The 16,958-nt window shown below is 61.7% G+C and carries 17 protein-coding genes and 1 pseudogene; 1 reads left to right on the forward strand and 17 read right to left on the reverse strand.

Annotation, left to right across the window (positions count from 1 at the left end; genetic code table 11):
• Window positions 1-116 precede the first annotated feature (116 nt).
• On the forward strand, window positions 117-1,478 hold the full coding sequence (locus N1037_20025; protein ID UWS81559.1) for an IS5 family transposase: 1,362 nt from the start codon (window positions 117-119) through the stop codon (window positions 1,476-1,478).
• Between the two features lie 26 nt (window positions 1,479-1,504).
• Here the strand turns inward: N1037_20025 and N1037_20030 are convergent.
• The 17 genes and pseudogenes from N1037_20030 to N1037_20110 all read right to left on the reverse strand — a co-directional run bounded on the left by N1037_20030 (window position 1,505) and on the right by N1037_20110 (window position 16,958).
• A pseudogene (locus tag N1037_20030) lies at window positions 1,505-2,326 on the reverse strand (IS66 family transposase zinc-finger binding domain-containing protein).
• 60 nt (window positions 2,327-2,386) lie between these two features.
• Entirely contained in the window at window positions 2,387-2,734 is a 348-nt protein-coding gene (tnpB, locus tag N1037_20035; GenBank protein UWS81560.1) for an IS66 family insertion sequence element accessory protein TnpB, read from the reverse strand.
• A complete protein-coding gene (locus N1037_20040; protein UWS81561.1) occupies window positions 2,731-3,099 on the reverse strand; it encodes a transposase in 369 nt (122 codons plus the stop codon). Before N1037_20040 ends, tnpB begins: the two co-directional genes overlap by 4 nt.
• Window positions 3,100-3,153: 54 nt before the next feature.
• A complete protein-coding gene (locus N1037_20045) occupies window positions 3,154-3,474 on the reverse strand; it encodes a helix-turn-helix domain-containing protein (protein ID UWS81562.1) in 321 nt (106 codons plus the stop codon).
• Window positions 3,475-3,682: 208 nt separating this feature from the next.
• Window positions 3,683-3,955 carry a hypothetical protein gene (locus tag N1037_20050; GenBank protein UWS81563.1) on the reverse strand — a complete coding sequence of 91 codons (273 nt, stop codon included), beginning with the start codon at window positions 3,953-3,955 and terminating at the stop codon, window positions 3,683-3,685.
• A 16-nt stretch (window positions 3,956-3,971) separates the two neighbouring features.
• Window positions 3,972-5,318, reverse strand: a complete 1,347-nt coding sequence (locus N1037_20055; GenBank protein ID UWS81564.1) for an ISNCY family transposase — start codon at window positions 5,316-5,318, stop codon at window positions 3,972-3,974.
• Between the two features lie 117 nt (window positions 5,319-5,435).
• Window positions 5,436-6,173, reverse strand: coding sequence for an MBL fold metallo-hydrolase (locus N1037_20060; protein UWS81584.1), 738 nt, complete (start codon window positions 6,171-6,173; stop codon window positions 5,436-5,438).
• A gap of 246 nt (window positions 6,174-6,419) precedes the next feature.
• Window positions 6,420-7,190, reverse strand: a complete 771-nt coding sequence (locus N1037_20065) for an IS110 family transposase (protein ID UWS81585.1) — start codon at window positions 7,188-7,190, stop codon at window positions 6,420-6,422.
• Complete coding sequence (locus tag N1037_20070) at window positions 7,162-7,440, reverse strand: hypothetical protein (protein UWS81565.1); 279 nt, start codon at window positions 7,438-7,440, stop codon at window positions 7,162-7,164. The genes N1037_20065 and N1037_20070 overlap by 29 nt, the downstream gene beginning before the upstream one ends.
• Window positions 7,441-7,569: 129 nt before the next feature.
• The gene (locus tag N1037_20075) at window positions 7,570-8,775 is read right to left on the reverse strand and encodes an IS256 family transposase (GenBank protein UWS81566.1); all 1,206 of its coding nucleotides are present in this window, start codon (window positions 8,773-8,775) and stop codon (window positions 7,570-7,572) included.
• A 357-nt stretch (window positions 8,776-9,132) separates the two neighbouring features.
• Window positions 9,133-9,699: a biotin transporter BioY gene (locus N1037_20080; protein ID UWS81567.1), complete on the reverse strand. Its 567-nt coding sequence runs from the start codon at window positions 9,697-9,699 to the stop codon at window positions 9,133-9,135.
• 48 nt (window positions 9,700-9,747) lie between these two features.
• The gene (locus N1037_20085; protein ID UWS81568.1) at window positions 9,748-10,914 is read right to left on the reverse strand and encodes an acyl-CoA dehydrogenase family protein; all 1,167 of its coding nucleotides are present in this window, start codon (window positions 10,912-10,914) and stop codon (window positions 9,748-9,750) included.
• Window positions 10,911-12,914, reverse strand: coding sequence for a biotin/lipoyl-binding protein (locus N1037_20090; GenBank protein UWS81569.1), 2,004 nt, complete (start codon window positions 12,912-12,914; stop codon window positions 10,911-10,913). Before N1037_20090 ends, N1037_20085 begins: the two co-directional genes overlap by 4 nt.
• Window positions 12,911-13,705 carry a crotonase/enoyl-CoA hydratase family protein gene (locus N1037_20095; protein UWS81570.1) on the reverse strand — a complete coding sequence of 265 codons (795 nt, stop codon included), beginning with the start codon at window positions 13,703-13,705 and terminating at the stop codon, window positions 12,911-12,913. The genes N1037_20090 and N1037_20095 overlap by 4 nt, the downstream gene beginning before the upstream one ends.
• 9 nt (window positions 13,706-13,714) lie before the next feature.
• A complete protein-coding gene (locus N1037_20100; protein UWS81571.1) occupies window positions 13,715-15,313 on the reverse strand; it encodes a methylcrotonoyl-CoA carboxylase in 1,599 nt (532 codons plus the stop codon).
• A gap of 4 nt (window positions 15,314-15,317) precedes the next feature.
• Window positions 15,318-15,947, reverse strand: a complete 630-nt coding sequence (locus N1037_20105) for a TetR/AcrR family transcriptional regulator (GenBank protein ID UWS81572.1) — start codon at window positions 15,945-15,947, stop codon at window positions 15,318-15,320.
• Window positions 15,948-16,127: 180 nt separating this feature from the next.
• Window positions 16,128-16,958: an SDR family oxidoreductase gene (locus tag N1037_20110; protein ID UWS81573.1), complete on the reverse strand. Its 831-nt coding sequence runs from the start codon at window positions 16,956-16,958 to the stop codon at window positions 16,128-16,130.

The raw sequence follows: 16,958 nt of genomic DNA on the forward strand, positions 1-16,958 counted from the left end.
CACCCTGAACAAGTCCCAACGCATTGATTTTGTTTTATGAAGCGGCGTTTTCAGTATTCTGGAACTGCAGGATTTGGTAGGTTTCGGGCGAGAAGCCTGCAATTTCGGATCAACGTATGAAGCCCAAATCCCGCGCCCCTGAACAGGACGACCTGTTGCGCCCACGCCTGACGGACATGATCGACATGCGCCACGAGCTGGTGAAGCTGGCCGCCCTGATCGACTGGGAGTTCTTCGAGGATGAGTGGGCGGGGTTCTTCACGTCGCACACCGGCCGCCCGGCGACGTCGCCGCGACTGGTGGCGGGGTTGCTCTATTTGCAGCATGCCTACCGGCTCTCGGACGAGGCGGTGGTGGCGCGGTGGGTGGAGAACCCCTATTACCAGCACTTCTGTGGCGAGACGTTCTTCCAGCATTGCTTCCCGCTCGATCCTTCGTCGCTGACGCGGTGGCGCAAGCGGATCGGGGAAGAGGGCGTCGAATGGCTTCTGACCAAGACGATCGAGGCGGGCCGTGAAGCTGGAGTGATCTCCGAGCGGAGTGTCGAGGCGGTGATCGTGGACACGACGGTGATGGAGAAGGCGATCGCGCATCCCACGGACGCGCGGCTCTGCGAGAAGGCGCGCCGGCGCCTGGTGGCGCTCGCGCAGGAGGCAGGCCTGTCCCTGCGCCAGAGCTACGCGCGGCTTGCGCCGCGGCTGTCGGGCCAGGTCGGGCGCTACGCGCATGCGCGCCAGTTCAAGCGGATGCGCAAGGCCCTGCGGCGGCTGAAGGGCTATACCGGGCGCGTCCTGCGCGACATCCAGCGCCAGTTGGGCCGTGTGGCCGACGCCGGTTTGCGGGAGCGGATCGAGGCGGAGATTGCCTTGTCGGGCCGGCTCTTGCGGCAGAAGCCGAAGGACAAGGGCAAGCTCTACGCACTGCACGAGCCCGAGGTGGACTGCATCTCCAAGGGCAAGGCGCGGGTCCGTTACGAGTTCGGCACTAAGGTGTCGGTGGCAACCACGCACCGGGAGGGCTTCGTCGTCGGCATGCGGTCGATGCCCGGCAACCCCTATGACGGGCACACCCTTCGCGAGGCGCTGGAGCAGGTGGAGATCCTGACCGAGACCCGGCCCAGGAGGGCCTTCGTCGACCGCGGCTACCGCGGCCACGGTGTGCAGACGACCGAGGCGTTCATCTCGGGCCAGCGCCGCGGGATGACGCCGGCGCTCCGGCGCGACCTGCGCCGGCGCAGCGCAATCGAACCTGTGATCGGGCACATGAAGACCGACGGCCGCCTTGCCCGCTGCGCTCTCAAGGGCACGCTCGGAGACGCGCTCCACGCTGTGCTCTGCGGCTGCGGGCACAACATCCGCATGATCCTGGCCCATCTGAGGGCTCTCGTGGCCGAAATCCTCGCCGCTCTCATCGCCGCGATCGGTGCGATCATCGCTCTACCGCGGCCGAAATGCGGCATCAGAGCCGCAGCTGCGTGATGTTCAGGGGCGACGAAGTAGGCGATGCCGGGCGGCGCAGTCCCGCCCCAGGGCCGGTCATCCCGGAGGTAGGTCCAGATCCGGCCCTCCTTCACGCCCTTGCCCAGGCCTTCGAGCCGCCTGGCCCGATCGAGCACCCGCACGCCCTGGCCGCACCAGTCGACGAGCGTCGAGGCCGGGATCTCCGCCCCCATGCGAGCGAAGATCTCGTTCTGTCGATACAGGGGCAGATGGTCGTCGAACTTGGAGACGAGGATGTGCGCCAGTAGACCGGGTCCCGCCATGCTGCGCGGGATCGGCCGCGAAGGCGCCGGGGTCTGGGTGATCTTCTCGCATCGTCGGCAGGACTTCTTCGGGCGCGCCGTCTCGATCACCTTCAGCCGCGCGCTGATCAGCTCGAGGATCTCGCTCATGTCTTCACCGACGAGCCGCAGTTCGCCCCCGCAGTCGGGGCAGGCATCACCGGGGTCGAGCACGATGCGCTCGCGGGGCGTTGCCTCCGAGACCTTCGGTTTTCGCCGCATGGAAGAAGGTTCCGCGACTGCGGGCTCTGCCTTCGGCTCCTCCTCGGGCTCCCGGGCGGCGGAAGCCGCGACCTCCAGCGCCTCGAGGGCCAGCTCGAGTTGTTCGATCTCGCGTTCGATCTTCTCCGAGCTTGCACCGAACTTCTGGCGCTGGAGCTTGGCGATCCGGATCTGGAGCGCCTGGACGAGGGCTTCGTGCGCCTTCAGGACGGCCGTAAGCCGTGTCGTCTCCGCCCGCATGGCCGCGTTCTCGGCCTCGAGCGCGGCGATCATTGCGCGCAACTTGGCAGGATCGTCAGGCGGAAGGGAGGCGGCTTCGGACATGCGGGACCTTACCATCCCGTGCGGTCCATAACCAGTAAAACAAGGGGGTTGAGAGAAGTATCAGCTCACCCGGGCCGGAGGCGCACCCCAGTCCGGACGGCGCCAGTCGATGCCTTCCCAGAGCATCGCCAGCTGCGCCGAGGTCAGCCTCACGGCGCCGTCTCCGGCGGCGGGCCACGGGAAGCGGCCTCGCTCCAGGACCTTGTAGTAGAGGCAGAACCCCTGACCATCCCAGTAGAGAAGCTTCAGCCGGTCTCCCCGGCGCCCACGGAACGCGAAGACCGCGCCGCTCGCCGGGTTTTGGCGCAGAACGTCCTGGGCGAGCGCGGCCAAACCGGCGATCCCCTTGCGCATGTCGGTGGGCGCGCAGGCCAAGTAGACCCGAACCCCCGTTCCCGGTCCGATCATGCCGCTTCCACCGCCCGGATCAATCGGGTCAGCACCTCTCCATCCATGCCGCTGTCGAACCTCAGGCAGCGGCCGTTGCTCAGCCGCAGTTCGACAGGGCCAGACCGTGACGGCGCGGATGCGCTTCCCGGCGCCTGAGCCCCGCTGAAATCCACCGGCAAGAAAACGGCCCCGCGATCCCGCGACCATAGGCCCTTCTTCTTCATATCGCGCCGCCAGCCGTAGATCTGGGAGCGCGTGATCTCGTGGCGCTGCGCGATCTGCGTCACCGACGCACCGCCGACGCCGACCTCCGACAGGATCTCGAGCTTCTCGTCTTCGCTCCACCGCCGGCGCCGCTCAACGCCCAGAACCTCGCCCAGCATGGCTCCTCCGAATAAGACACGTCGTTAAGGACGTCGTTATGCACGTGTCTTAGCTCAGAACCCCGCCGTCAGGCAGACGGTGTCAATCAGGTGGTTACCTTTGAGCTGTTTGATCACAGCCTTTCGCAGGCCGACAAGGCGCACCAATTTGCGACGGCGCGCACGCCTTTGAACCGCAGCGCGTTGAGCAACAACACCATAGTATCCGTTCAATTCCGGCAGGTCTTCGTCGGCATAGCCGTTGCGCTTGATGTCACGATGAATCGTCGAAACATGCCTGCCGATCTGCGCTGCTATCTCTCGTACAGGTATCTTAGCATTCAACATATCTTCAATCGTGCGCCGTTCACGCAGGTTTAGCTCTGTATGGACCATCTTTCATTCTCCTTGCTTTCCAGCAAGATAGGGGAAATTTCGCAACCCAGTTTAGAATGTGCCCCGCTACACAGAGCTTGTTGCAACCATCCAGAAATGTCACCGGCTGCGCAAAACAGAAACGTCACCAAGAGGCGTGACGTAAGCAAGGCTTAGCAGCCCGTAGACCCCAAATATCGGAGGGCAGAAAAGCCTTGCGGGGCTCAGGTCATAAACCGAGCTTTCGCCGCTCTTTCTTATTGTAGAATGCTTTGATGCCGTCTTCGCGCAGGATCTCTTCAAAGGCGCGCCAGGCGAGGCCATCACCGAAAAAGGGCGGGTTATCGGAAACCGTCAACGTGCCGAACTGGTTCTCCACGGACAGGATCCAGCCGGGATCGATGCTGGTCCGGTAGATCTCAACATCGAAATGATGCCCGTCGATGACGACGGATTGCGTGTAATCGGAGAAGATGATTTCTGGATCGTCGTCGGCAGTCATGCCTGCATTCTTGGGCCTATTCAGCCACGTGCACAATCTTCTTCTTGGCCCGCGACCCTGACGGTCGACCTGGTCTCCGGCCATTCGGTTTATAACCCATCTTCTCTGAATTGGTCCGCACCTTGGGCTTGGGTGGGGCGGCCTCCTGCATCTCTTTGATGTGTTCGAGGACAGCGCTCAGGCGTTTGTTGCTGGTGATAGCCGCATGGGTCACGCGCTGATCCATGTCGAAGATTTTGTAGGGCAGGGAACGGCCTTTCCAGCGCACCTCAAACCGGCCATCCACGAAGGCGTAGGTGTCTACATACTTGCCGACCAGGCCGCGTGTGATCTCGCTTTCCTCGAGCATGATCCGCTTGCGGTCATAGGAAAATGTAAGCTGCTTTCCGACGTATCGGTTCTCACGCCAGCACAGCACTTCCGCCAAACGATCCGGTTCCACATTCAGCGCCCGGTGCAGGTTGTCCGGTTTGGCCGGGGCCTTGGCAAACTTGGCGTTGAAGCGGGCCTTGAAGCCTTCCCGAAAGGCGTTTCCGGCCTCCATATTCGAAACACCTGCCAGTCTCAGCTCTTTGACAAGCCGGTCCTGAAGCGTGCGGTTGGCGCGTTCCACGCGGCCCTTCGCCTGGCTTGAGTTGGCGCACAAAATCTCAATGTTCAGCTCACTCAAAGCGCGCCCGAACTGGGTGATCCGCGCGCCGCCCTTGGCGTCTTCCTTGGCCACGCGAAACACCGTGTGCTTGCCACTGTAAAATGCAACCGGCCTCCCATGGGTATGCAGGTAGCTCTCAAGCGCTTCGAAGTAACTGAAGGTGCTCTCGGATTTGACAAACCGCAGGTCCATCAACGTGCTGGTGGCATCGTCGATGAACACGAGCAGGGTGCAGGGACCGCCCCGATCCTCGAACCAGCGGTGATCGGAGCCGTCAATTTGTATGAGCTCGCCAAAGCATTCTCTGCGCAATCTCGGCTGATGAAATGTACGACGCTGTTTGCGCGAAAGCCAAAGACCGTCTTCCTGCATCCACTTGCGAACCGTCTCGCGCGACACCTTGAACCCATGATGCTCGGCCAGCATCTCCGCTGCCAGGGTCGGCCCAAAGTCGGGATAGTTCTCTTTGATCAGCGACAGCGCGTAATCCCGTTTGGCTTTGTGGATGCGATTGTTCGGGGGTTTGCCACGTGCCTTGTGACGGATCGCCGCCGCGCCATCCTGACGATACAGCTTCAACAGCCGGAAGATCTGCCGACGCGTCAGTGCCAGCATGTTCGCCGCATTGTCGACGCTCAACCGACAGTCATCGACCTGTGCCAAAACCTCAACGCGGTTCAACTCGCGCTCGCTCATCATCACCCATCCCATGCCCATTCTCCCTCAGTATATGAACGGAGAGTGACATTCCTGAATTGCTCATGGGTTACATTTTAGCTTTGCGGCTAAACACATTCATCCGGTAATAGTAGTTATGTTAAGTAACTTTCAAGATATTTCCATCCTGTGCCACTCGCGATTCTGAGAGAAGCTTTTCAAGATGTGCCGCAACATTTCGTTCGGCGGCCATCGCAATATGCGGATCGGATTTCTTGTAAACAAAGCGGCAGTGTTTTTGACTGTATCAGGGGTGTCCGCCAGGTGTTCAAGGATCTCCGCTTCCCGACGCATCCGGTTGGCGAGCAGCTTTTTTGCATAGGGTTGCGGATGCGGGAGAACCGGACCGTGTCCCGGCAGGCAAATCTTGTCATCACGTTCTATCAGACGCTTAAGGTGAGCACAGTAATCATGCATGTTGCCGTCGGGCGGGCTCACGATTGAGCTGTTCCAACTCATGATATGATCGCCTGTAAACAAAACCCTGTCCGGTCGCGCAAAGCAAAGGTGATCGCTGACATGGCCCGGTGTGTGCAGGACGGTAAGACCAGCGATTACCTCGCCGTCCTCTAGGAACGCGTCAGGTTGAAAGGCGTCGTCCGGAAATGCCTGCGACACATAAACGGGCAGACCGGTTCGCTCGCGCAATATCGGGGCTGCGCCGAAGTGATCAGAATGGTGATGAGTGACGAGAATACCGGCTGGATTGGGTCCCAAACTGTCGATAATCGCGTCGAGATGAAGGCTGTCTTCCACCCGACCGGAGTCGATAATGAACCGGCCCTCGGATGTATCGACGATATAGGTATTCGTACCATGATAGGTCATCTCTCCGGGATTGTTGGTCACGTCCGTCAAGTTTCTCTAATCGCCTTGGTCAAGTGCTGATCGGTCTGCGTTTAGTCCTGCGCGCCGGGCTCTGAGATTCTCTCCGCGGTCACCGCGTGGGGCCGCATATTTGCGTTCAGGGTTGGAAGGATCGAAATGGTGTGCGCGGTCGGCACCGCAGTTGATGGAGCGATCTCTTCCTCGCCGCGCGTCCCGGCTGGACGCATGTCTACACGCGATGGAACAGCGCCGGTTTCAGCGGCTCTGTCACGAGGGTATTGCCTCCTGGTAGGGCGTGTTGGTGGTCCACATGACATGCAGGATGACTGCGAGCTTCCTCGCGAGCGCCACCTTGGCTTTCCGCGGGCCAGTTCTCCCGGCAATCGCCTTGGCCCAGTCACGGAGACGGTGGCCTCCTATGGCACGGCAGAAGATCGCGTTTGCTGCCTCGTACAGGCATTTTCGCGTAAATGTGTCTCCCCACTTCGAAACGCAGCCGTTCCGGCTGATTTCACCGGATTCGTATCGCCTCGGTGTCAGTCCCAGATAGGCCCCTACGCTAGAGGATTTTCGGAAGCGTGAGGCATCATCGAAGGCCGCGACCACCGCCATTGCCGTGATGGCCCCGACACCCGGAGCCGTCATCAAGAGACGAACGGTCTCGTGGGTCTTGGCAACGGCCCGGATGCGGCTGTCCAAAGCCGCGATCTGGGCAATGATGTCTCGCCTTGCCTGCATGAGGGCCGCGAAGACAGGAACGAGTTCGGGCGCGACCGACAATTCCTTGTCGAGAATTTCCTCGGCGCGACGCTTGAACCCGCCCACCCGTTTGCCGAACATCACGCCGAACGTCCTCAGGAGCCCGCGAATCTCGTTCTCCAGCCGAACGCGCATGCCGACGAGCGCTTCGCGCGCCGTTAACATGGCCCGGTTGACATAGGCATCGTGGCTCTTGATCTGCACGGCCTTGAACCAGCCCGTTCGTACAATCTGGGCAAGCCCTCGGGCATCATGCCGGTCCGTCTTGTTCGGCATCATCTTCAGCACGCCGTGCATCCAGGCAAACGATCGGGAGGTCCCGTTCAGTCAAGGCGTTCCAGAGCCAGACAGCAAGCGGACCGGTTTCCATCCCGATCCGTTCAAGGTTGTCGAACCGGTCACGCAGCCAACGGACGATGGCGTCGGGGCACGTCGGCACCTTCGCTTCGCCCAGGATCATGCCGTCCCCGTCAACCACGCAAATCGCTGTCTCGTCCTGCGACACATCCAACGCTGCAAATACACCCATTCCAAATCCTCCGTTTCCTGGCTTCAGCAGCTGCCAAAGCGTCCGGTGTTTCTCTCGATACGATATGAGGTAGACCGGTCTGGCGATTACGCTAAATGGTGTAATTTCCCGGATGGCCTGAGGGCATGATCAGGCGGCTTTCGTGGTTATGCTGAGAATGGGGTCCATCTCCTCCTTGTCGATTTGGGCGAAAGCCTCGACCATCATGTAGCGGCTCGAGGTCTGCCAGTCGTCGTTGGCTTCGAACAGGACGGCTCCGATCAGGCGCATGATGGAGGCCTCGTTCGGAAAGATCCCGACGACATCGGCACGGCGCTTCACTTCCTTGTTCAGGCGCTCGATCGGGTTCGTGCTGTGAAGCTTCGTCCGATGCTGCCGGGGGAAGGACATGTAGGCGAGCACGTCATGCTCGCTGGCGTCCATGAGGTCGGCGAGCTTGGGCCAGCGGGTGCGCAGCTGTTCCGCGACCTTGTGCCAGATCTCGCCAGCATGGGTGCGGTCGGGTTGATCGAATGCCTGGCGGATCACGGCGGCGACGACGGTATGCTGACCCTTCGACACATGGGCGAGAGCATTGCGCATCCAGTGAACGCGGTACCTCTGCCAGGTGGCTTCGAACACCCGCGAGATCGCAGTCCTCAAGCCAGTGTGCGCATCGCTGATCACCAGCCTGACTCCGCCGAGGCCCCGGGCCTTCAGGGACCTCAGGAACTCGGTCCAGAAGGTCTCGGCCTCAGAGGGACCGATACCCAGGCCGATGATCTCGCGGCGGCCTTCAGTGTTCGCGGCGACGGAGATTATGGCCGCGACCGGCACGATGCGCCCGCCTTGGCGGACCTTCAGGTAAGTCGCGTCGAGCCAGACGTAGGGCCAGTCGCCGGCGAGCGGCCGGTTCAGTAACTCGCCAACGCGCTCGTCGATGTCCTTGCAGAGCTTCGACACCGTGCTCTTCGAGATGCCGGAGAGGCCCATGGCCTGCACCAGCTCGTCCACGCGGCGGGTCGAGACGCCCCCGATCCACGCCTCTTGGATGACGGCCACCAGCGCTTGCTCCGAGGTCTTGCGGGCCTCGAGGAAGCCCGGGAAATAGCTGCCCTGCCGCAGCTTCGGCACCCGCAAGTTCAGTGTGCCCAAACGGGTATCGAGCGCGCGCTCTCGATACCCGTTTCTCCATGTCGTGCGTTCACCGCTGCGTTCGTGTCGCCCTGCGCCGATCGGGCCGTCAACATCGGCCTCCATGATCAGTTGCAGCACCGCCTCGGCGATGGTGCGAAGGAAATCGCCCTGGTCATGCTTGGCCAGAAGCTCGGACATGTCCATGTTGGTCTTGGTCATCGGGGTCTCCGTGTGAACCGTGGTTGAAGTCGCCAAACTCCACCTCGATCATACACCTCGGTGACCACCCGGGATTACACCGTCGACGGCGCTGAAATTACACCACGTGCGCGGACACTACCGGATTGTTCGCGACAATCCTCTGGATGCCCTCTGCCACCTGTATACATTGCGCGCGAGGCGGTTCCGGCTCTGTGAAAAACATGCTTTTGTGTCATTGAATTCAAAAACCTTTTGACAGTGCAAAACCCGGAAGACGCGACGCCGTCTTTTGCTTTTGTATAGCGATAAAAGGCTGGGTCTGGCGTCCAGCGCCGTGTTTCACCGGCGCTGGAACAATGCAGAGAAGCCCGGCAGTCAATCACGGCCCCAATTTTGGAAGCCTGTATACAGAGCCACAGCGATCGCCGCTTTTGTCAGATCCCCAAGAAGGAACGGGTAAAGTCCTGCGCTCAGCAAATTTTCGCCATAGCCGATAAAGCTACCCAACCAGACTAGCCCGGCGCAATACATCAGTATCGACCCAAAAAGGACCGCGACAGATGCCCTGAAGGCAGGCCGAAGTCCTTCCAGTGCTTGAACAATCCATCCAGCAGCCGCCGCTGCAAGTGCGAAGCCTACCAGGTATCCGCCTGTGGGACCCGCAATATACGCCAGTCCGGCCGGCGCCGGAGGCGTGCCTGCGAAGACCGGCAGGCCAAGCAGACCTTCGAAAAGGTATGTCACAACAACAAGACTACTACGCACCGGCCCCAGGAAAAGACCCAGACCCAAGACAACCAGGGTCTGTGTAGACATAGGTACGGGGTAGAACGGCACCACGATTTTGGCGGATAGTGTCAGAAGAATTGTGCCGACGAGTATTATCGAGATCTCTTGGATAAGTTTTGCGAGTGTTTGGCTTTGACTGGTTTCCAGATTCATCTTTTTCGTCCTTGTTTCTGTAGATTGTTACTTTTTGGGATAGTAAGCTCACATGCGCTTGGCGACTTCTTCCAACATGACTTCGCTCGCCCCGCCGCCGATGGCCTGCACACGGGCATCGCGTGACATGCGTTCCACCGGTGTTTCGCGCATATAACCCATGCCGCCGTGAAACTGGACGCAGTCATAAAGCACGCTGTTCACCAGTTCGCCGCAATAGGCTTTGACCATCGAGACCTCTTTAACGCAGTCACCGCCCGCGGCATCCAGACCGGCGGCGTGATAGACCAGCTGACGTCCTGCAGCGATCCGCGTCTGACAGTCGGCCAGCCGTTGGCGCACGGCCTGCTTGTCCCACAGAACGCCGCCAAAGGCCCTGCGCTGCTTGACATAATCCACGGTCATGTCCAGCGCGGTTTGCGCTTCGGCACAGGCCATCGCACCCAGCACAATGCGTTCGTTCTGGAAGTTCTTCATTACCGAATAGAAACCGCGGTTGACCTCGCCCAAGACGTTTTCGGCCGGGATGCGGACATCTTCGAAGATCAGTTCGGCAGTGTCCGAGCACAGCCAGCCGGTCTTGTTCAACGCCCGTCCGACCGAAAAGCCCGGCGTGCCTTTTTCGACCGCAAATATGGTGATCCCGCGCGACCCCTTGGCATCGGGATCGGTCTTGGCACCGACAATGTAGAGATCGCCATGCACGCCGTTGGTGATGAACATCTTGGTGCCGTTCAGCACCCAATCCGACCCGTCCCGCACCGCGCGGGAGCGCATGCCCGCCACGTCCGAGCCCGCGCCCGGTTCGGTCACAGCAACGGCGGTGATCATTTCGCCCGAGACGATCGACGGCATCCAGCGCGCCTTCTGTTCGGGCGTGCCGGCGTTTTCCAGATGCGGCGAGGCCATGTCGGTGTGGACCAGAACCGTGGCCGAGAACCCGCCGAAAGTGGATCGCCCGACCTCTTCGGCCAAAACCACGCTGGACATCACGTCCAGCCCCGCGCCGCCATACTGTTCGTCATAGCGCATCCCCAGCACGCCGAGATCACCCATCCGGCGCAGCACGTCGCGGGGTACCTTGCCCTCCTCTTCCCAGGGCTCGGCCTTGGCGGTCACCTCGGTTTCGATGAACCGGCGCAGCTGGTTGCGGATCATCTGGAGGTCTTCGTTGAACAGGCCGGAGGCCGCGGTGATGTTGTCTTGTTTGGTCATGTGTTTTCCTCTGGATCGAGCTTGATAAGTGGGGCGTGCCCGGCAACCGTGTCGCCCGGTGCACAATAGATTTCCGTCACCACGCCCGCGACCGGCGCGGGCAGGCTTTGCAACAGCTTCATGGCCTCAAGCACCACCAGTGTGTCACCGGCTTTGACGCGGTCGCCGAGTGCGACGCGCACCTCGGCCACGGCGCCGGGCATGGGTGCGGACAACAGGTCAGCGACGCCAGACCCGCCGGTGGCACGTTGCAGATGCTGGTCTTCCAGCGTACGCAGGTCTGTCGCGGTCATTCCAGCAGGGGTTTGCAGGTGCACTCGCCAGTGACTCGGCGCGCGCACGACGTAAGCGATGCGCGAAAATGGAACCCCGTCGAAGCGTCCGCTCAGACGGCATTCGGCTAAAGCGGCGCTCTCGACCGTTATGGCCTGGCCGTCCGGCTGTACGGCTGTCAACACCGACCCGGAGCCGTTTACGCGGATCTGGTCGTCTTTGGTCGTCGCCCAATAGGATGCTGCACCGGGCCACCCCGCAGGGGCCGTGAGCCGCCATGACCCCAGGCTTTCCCAGGGCGACGCGCCCGCCGGGGCGAGATGCAGATGCAGCGCCATCGCGGCAAGGGCCATGTCCCGGGGATCAGCGGACGGTTCACTCCAGCCGCCTGAGAACATCTCGGGCAGGCCCGAGGTATGGTGCCGGAACGCCGCAAAATCCGGGTGTGTCAGCAACGCGCGCTGATAGGCCAGGTTCAGACCGACGCCACCGACTGCAAAGGCATCCATTGCGACAACCGCCTGACGGATCGCACCGGCCCGGTCCGGCGCGTGGACGATCAGCTTGGCAATCATCGAATCGTAATGGTGGCTGACGACCGAGCCTGCCTCGACCCCGGTATCGAGCCGCACGCCGGCGGGCGGAGCCCAAAGGCTGATCTCGCCCGTTTCGGGGCGGAAATTCTCGTCCGGGTTTTCGGCGGCGATGCGGATTTCAATGGCGTGCCCGTCAAACTGCACATCGCCTTGCGTCAGCGCCAGCGGCTCGCCCCGCGCGATGCGCAACTGCCATTCGACCAGATCGATGCCGGTGATCGCCTCGGTCACGGGGTGTTCCACCTGCAACCGGGTATTCATTTCCAGAAAGTAGTATTCACCGCGCCCGGGGTCATAGAGGTATTCCACCGTCCCGGCGGAGCGATAGCCGATCGCCTGCGCCAACCGCACCGCTGCCGCACGCATGCGGTCGCGCACAGCCTCGGGAAGATCGGCGGCGGGGGCTTCTTCGATCAGCTTTTGGTGGTTGCGTTGCAGCGAACAATCGCGGTCGCCCAGATGCAGCACGGTGCCGTGAGTGTCGCCCAGAACCTGCACTTCGACGTGGCGGGCACGGGGCGCATAGCGTTCGAGGAACACCGCCGGATCGCCGAAGGCGCTCTGCGCTTCGGCCCGGGCAGATGCAATCGCTTCGGGTGCGTCGCCCAGATCGGAGACAAGCCGCATCCCGCGTCCGCCGCCGCCGGCGCTGGCCTTGACCAGAAAGGGGGTGCCAAGCGCCTCGGCCTCTTGCAGCAGGCGCGCGTCGGACTGATCCTCGCCGCGATAGCCGGGCAGGACGGGCACGCCTGCGGCTTCGGCGGCAGCCTTGGCCTCGATCTTGGAGCCCATCCGCGCGATAGCGTCGGGTTCCGGCCCGATGAACACAAGGCCCGCCGCCTCGACCGCCGCCGCGAAACCGGCATTCTCAGACAGAAAACCATAGCCCGGGTGCACCGCACCCGCGCCCGTCGCCCGCGCAGCCTCAAGGATGGCCTCGACGTTCAAATAACTGTCCGACGGGGCGGCCCCACCGATGCAGACGGCATGATCGGCCTCGGCCACGAAGGGCGCGTCGCGGTCCGCGTCCGAAAACACCGCTACGCTTTCCAGCCCCAGTTTGCGGCACCCGCGCTGGATGCGCCGGGCAATCTCGCCCCGGTTGGCGATCAGAACGCGGGTGAAGCTCATTTCACCCGCCATGACGGAACGCCCTTGTTGATGAAGCTGTTGATGCCTTCGATACCTTCCTCCGTCTCCCACGCATCGGCCAGCCGGTCGGCGGTGTAGATCATGTTGGTCTCCAGATCGTGGGACGCGACATAGGCGATCAGCGCCTTGGTATCGGCCACGGCACCCGGCGCGGCCTGAAGGTGATCATGCACCACCCGGTTCACCGTGGCGTCCAAGTCGCCCGACGCGACAACTTCGGTCAACAGACCGATCCGCTCGGCGCGGGCGGTGTCGAACAACGCCCCCGACAGCATGGTCTCACGCGAATGCACCTTGCCGATGCGGGCCACCACATAAGGCGATATATTCGCGGGCAGAAGGCCCAGCTTGACCTCGGTCAGACCGAAGCGCGCGCCTTCGGCGCCGATGGTGTAGTCGCAGACGGAAATCATGCCGACACCGCCACCGTAGGCCGGGCCGTTGATCCGCCCGATCAAGGGTTTGGGCAGCGTGTCGAGACGGCGCAACAACCGCGCCAGCGTGGCGCTCTGGTCTACCCGTTCGGCACGGGACTTTTCGATGTTTGACGAGAACCAGTTGAAATCGCCGCCCGCGCAGAAGCTCTTGCCCGCGCCGGTCAGGACCACAATACGCACATCGTCATCTGCAGCCAGCTTTTCGGCGGCATCGTATAGCTCTGCGATCAATTCGCCATTCAGCGCATTGTGTTTGTCGGGGCGGTTGAGCGTCAGCGTGGCGACGCCGCGCGCATCAGTTTCGACAAGGATCGTGTTGTAGGTATTGTTCAACTTGAAGCCTCACATTCTGAATACAGGCGTATGGCGACCGGCTTCGGGCACCGATGTCACGATGGCCAGGCACAGGCCAAGGATATCGCGGGTTTGCGCGGGTTCGATCAGCCCGTCATCCCAAAGCCGCGAGGTGGCATAATAGGGATCGGACTGTTCACCATACTGGGCCCGAACCTGCTCCTCGATCAGCTTCATGTCGGCCTCCATCTTGCCCGGGTCGCCCCCTTTCTGGCGGCGCAGTTCCAGCATCACATTTGTAGCGATGTCGGCAGACATGGTGGCCAGTTCCGCCGTGGGCCAGGCAAAGAGAAAATTCGGGGCGAAACCACGTCCGCACATGCCGTAGTTGCCTGCCCCGTATGAGCCGCCCAAGAGGACCGACAGGCGCGGCACCTTGGCAACCGACATGGCATAGACCAGCTTGGCACTGTCTTTGGCAATGCCGCCGCGCTCGGCTTCGGTGCCGACCATGAAGCCCGAGATGTTGTGGAGGAACAAAAGCGGGATGTTGCGTTGATCGCACATCGACACGAATTGCGCGCCCTTGAGCGAACTGTCGGACACAAGCGCCCCATTATTTGCGAGAATGCCCACTCGATAGCCGTGAATCCGCGCGGTGCCGCAGACCAGCGTCTCACCCCATCCGGGCTTGAATTCGCGGAATTCGCCGGCGTCGATCATGCGCAGTAGAACCTCGCGCATGTCATAGGGCTGTTTGCGATCGGCGCTGATGACGCCAAGCAGTTCCTCTGGGTTGCGCGCCGGCGGCGCGCAGGTTGCATCGGGACCCATCGGGCGCGACAGGCCCAGTTCGGATACGATGTCGCGCATCAGAGCAAGCGCATGATACTCGTCCTCGGCCAGATGGTCAGACACACCGGAGACGCGCGAATGCATCTCGGCCCCCCCCAATGTTTCTCCATCAACCTCTTCGTTGATCGCCACCTTGACGATCGAGGGGCCGCCCAGATGGATGCGTGCGTTGCCGCGTACCATGATGACTTCGTCCGACAGGGCCGGGATATAGGCCCCACCGGCCGTGCAGCCTCCAAAGACCGCCGCGATCTGCGGCAGGCCGCTCGCGGACATGTTGGTTTGACGATAAAAGGAATTGCCGAAATGGCGGGCATCGGGGAAAACCCGGTCCTGCTCTGGCAGATAGGCACCGCCGCAATCCACCAGATAGAGGCAGGGCAGCCGGTTCTCGGCTGCGATTTCCTGGGCGCGGATGTGTTTCTGCACGGTTTCGTGATAGAAAGACCCACCCTTCACTGTCGCATCGTTGGCGATCACAACGCAGGGAAGCCCGTGGACGATCCCGATACCGGTCACGATTCCCGCACCGGGCACCTCGCCCCCGTATTGACCGTAGGCGGCAAGCGACGACAGCTCAAGAAACGCAGTGCCCGTATCTACCAGCAGGTCGATCCGTTCGCGAACCAACAGCTTGCTGCGCTTGCGATGCCGCGCGACCATGTCGGGGCGGCCGCCAGCCGTTGCTTCGGCGATCCGCGCGCGCAGCGTTTCGACGCGCTCGCTTTGTGCGGCGTGGTTGCGGGTGTAGGTCTCTGATGCGGTCAGCACCGCTGTTTCAAGACGTGCCATGAAGTCAGGTATCCTGTCTTTGGAGTATCCCGTTGAGGAACACATCGGCATAGGTGCGTGACAACGCATCGGCGCTACCGCGGTCCGGGTCGAACCAATCGAGCGTGGCGTTCAATGTACCGATCAGCATCAGGCGCAGGCGACGGATATCGACGTCTTGCTTCAGCGTGCCATCTTTCTTAAGCTGGGACAGAAGACTGTCCCACTCAGCCTCATAGGTCCTGCGCGTGGGCAAGTTGGCATCCCGGACGGATTGCGGCACCTGCCCGAAAATACGCACATTCGCCGATGTATAATCGCTCACATCAAGAAGCGCGCGCAAATGCGCCCGGATCGCAGAGCGCAGGATCGTTTCGCCATCGGTATCGGCTGGCAGGTCGGTGATGGCGTCTCTCATACTCGCGTGAACGACCCGAATCCCTGCATCAAGAACGGCCGCGACGATCTCGTCCTTGGAACCGAAATGATAGTATATGCTACCCGCCTTGATCCCGGCGGCCTCGGCAATTTTTCGGAGCGAAACGGACCCGTAGCCTTGTTCGCGGAAAAGCCGCGCGGCAATGTCCAGCACCCCGTCCCGTCCAACCGCGCTGCGCGATGTCTCGTTGACTTTGATTGCCGTGTTTTGTGCCATAGACTTTCGTATCGCCCCAACGCCTAACTAACGCCTGTTAGGTTAATAGCCCAAGTGAGTAAATCGTCGTGATCGTGCCAGACTAGAGTCTGCGGAAAATTCCGCATTGGCGACCGCCAAGAGGCCGCCCAGACATTAATGTGCTTGCCCGGGCCCGATGACGGGGTCCGGGCAAATGCCTTAGATCACGAAACCGCCACCGCAGATGATGTGTTGGCCTGAAATGAAGTTCGATTCCGGCGCACAGAACAGATAGACAGCACCGGCAGCTTCTTCCGGAGTGCCGACCCGGCCCAGCGGGATCATGTGCTCCATCTGGGACAGGAGATCGGGATTCACGCCGACCTTGATCTCTTTTTCCTCGACCTGGATCGTGCTGTCTCCGTCGGCGCTGCCCTCGGTCAGGCGGGTGCGGATCGGGCCGAAAGCCACGGCATTGACGTTGACCTTGTAGCGGCCCCATTCCTTGGCCATCGTCCGGGTGACACCCAGAATGCCGGCCTTGGCGGCGGAATAGTTGATCTGGCCAGCATTGCCGCCGGTCCCTGCGATGGACGAGATGTTGACCACCTTGCGGAACACTTCCTGTCCGGCGGCGGCCTCTTCCTTGGCCTTGGCGCTGATCACCGGCTGCGCGGCGCGCAGGATCCTGAAGGGGGCCGTCAGGTGAACGTCGATGATCGCCTGCCATTGTTCGTCGGTCATTTTCTGAACGACGCTGTCCCAAGTATAGCCCGCATTGTTCACGATGATGTCCAGCCCGCCAAAGCTGTCCATGCCGGTCTTGATGAACCGTTCGGCAAAACCGTCTTCGGTGACGCTGCCGGCACAGACCACGGCCTCGGCTCCCGTTGCGCGTACCGCCTCGGCGGTTTCATTGGCCGGATCCGCATCCAGATCGTTGATCACCAGCCGGGCCCCTTCCGAGGCCAGTTTGAGAGCGATTTCGCGGCCAATGCCCCGGCCCGAGCCCGAGACCAGCGCCACGCGCCCGTCGAGTTTTCCAGTCAT

It is taken from the genome of Phaeobacter sp. G2, assembly GCA_025163595.1.
Lineage (GTDB): Bacteria > Pseudomonadota > Alphaproteobacteria > Rhodobacterales > Rhodobacteraceae > Pseudophaeobacter.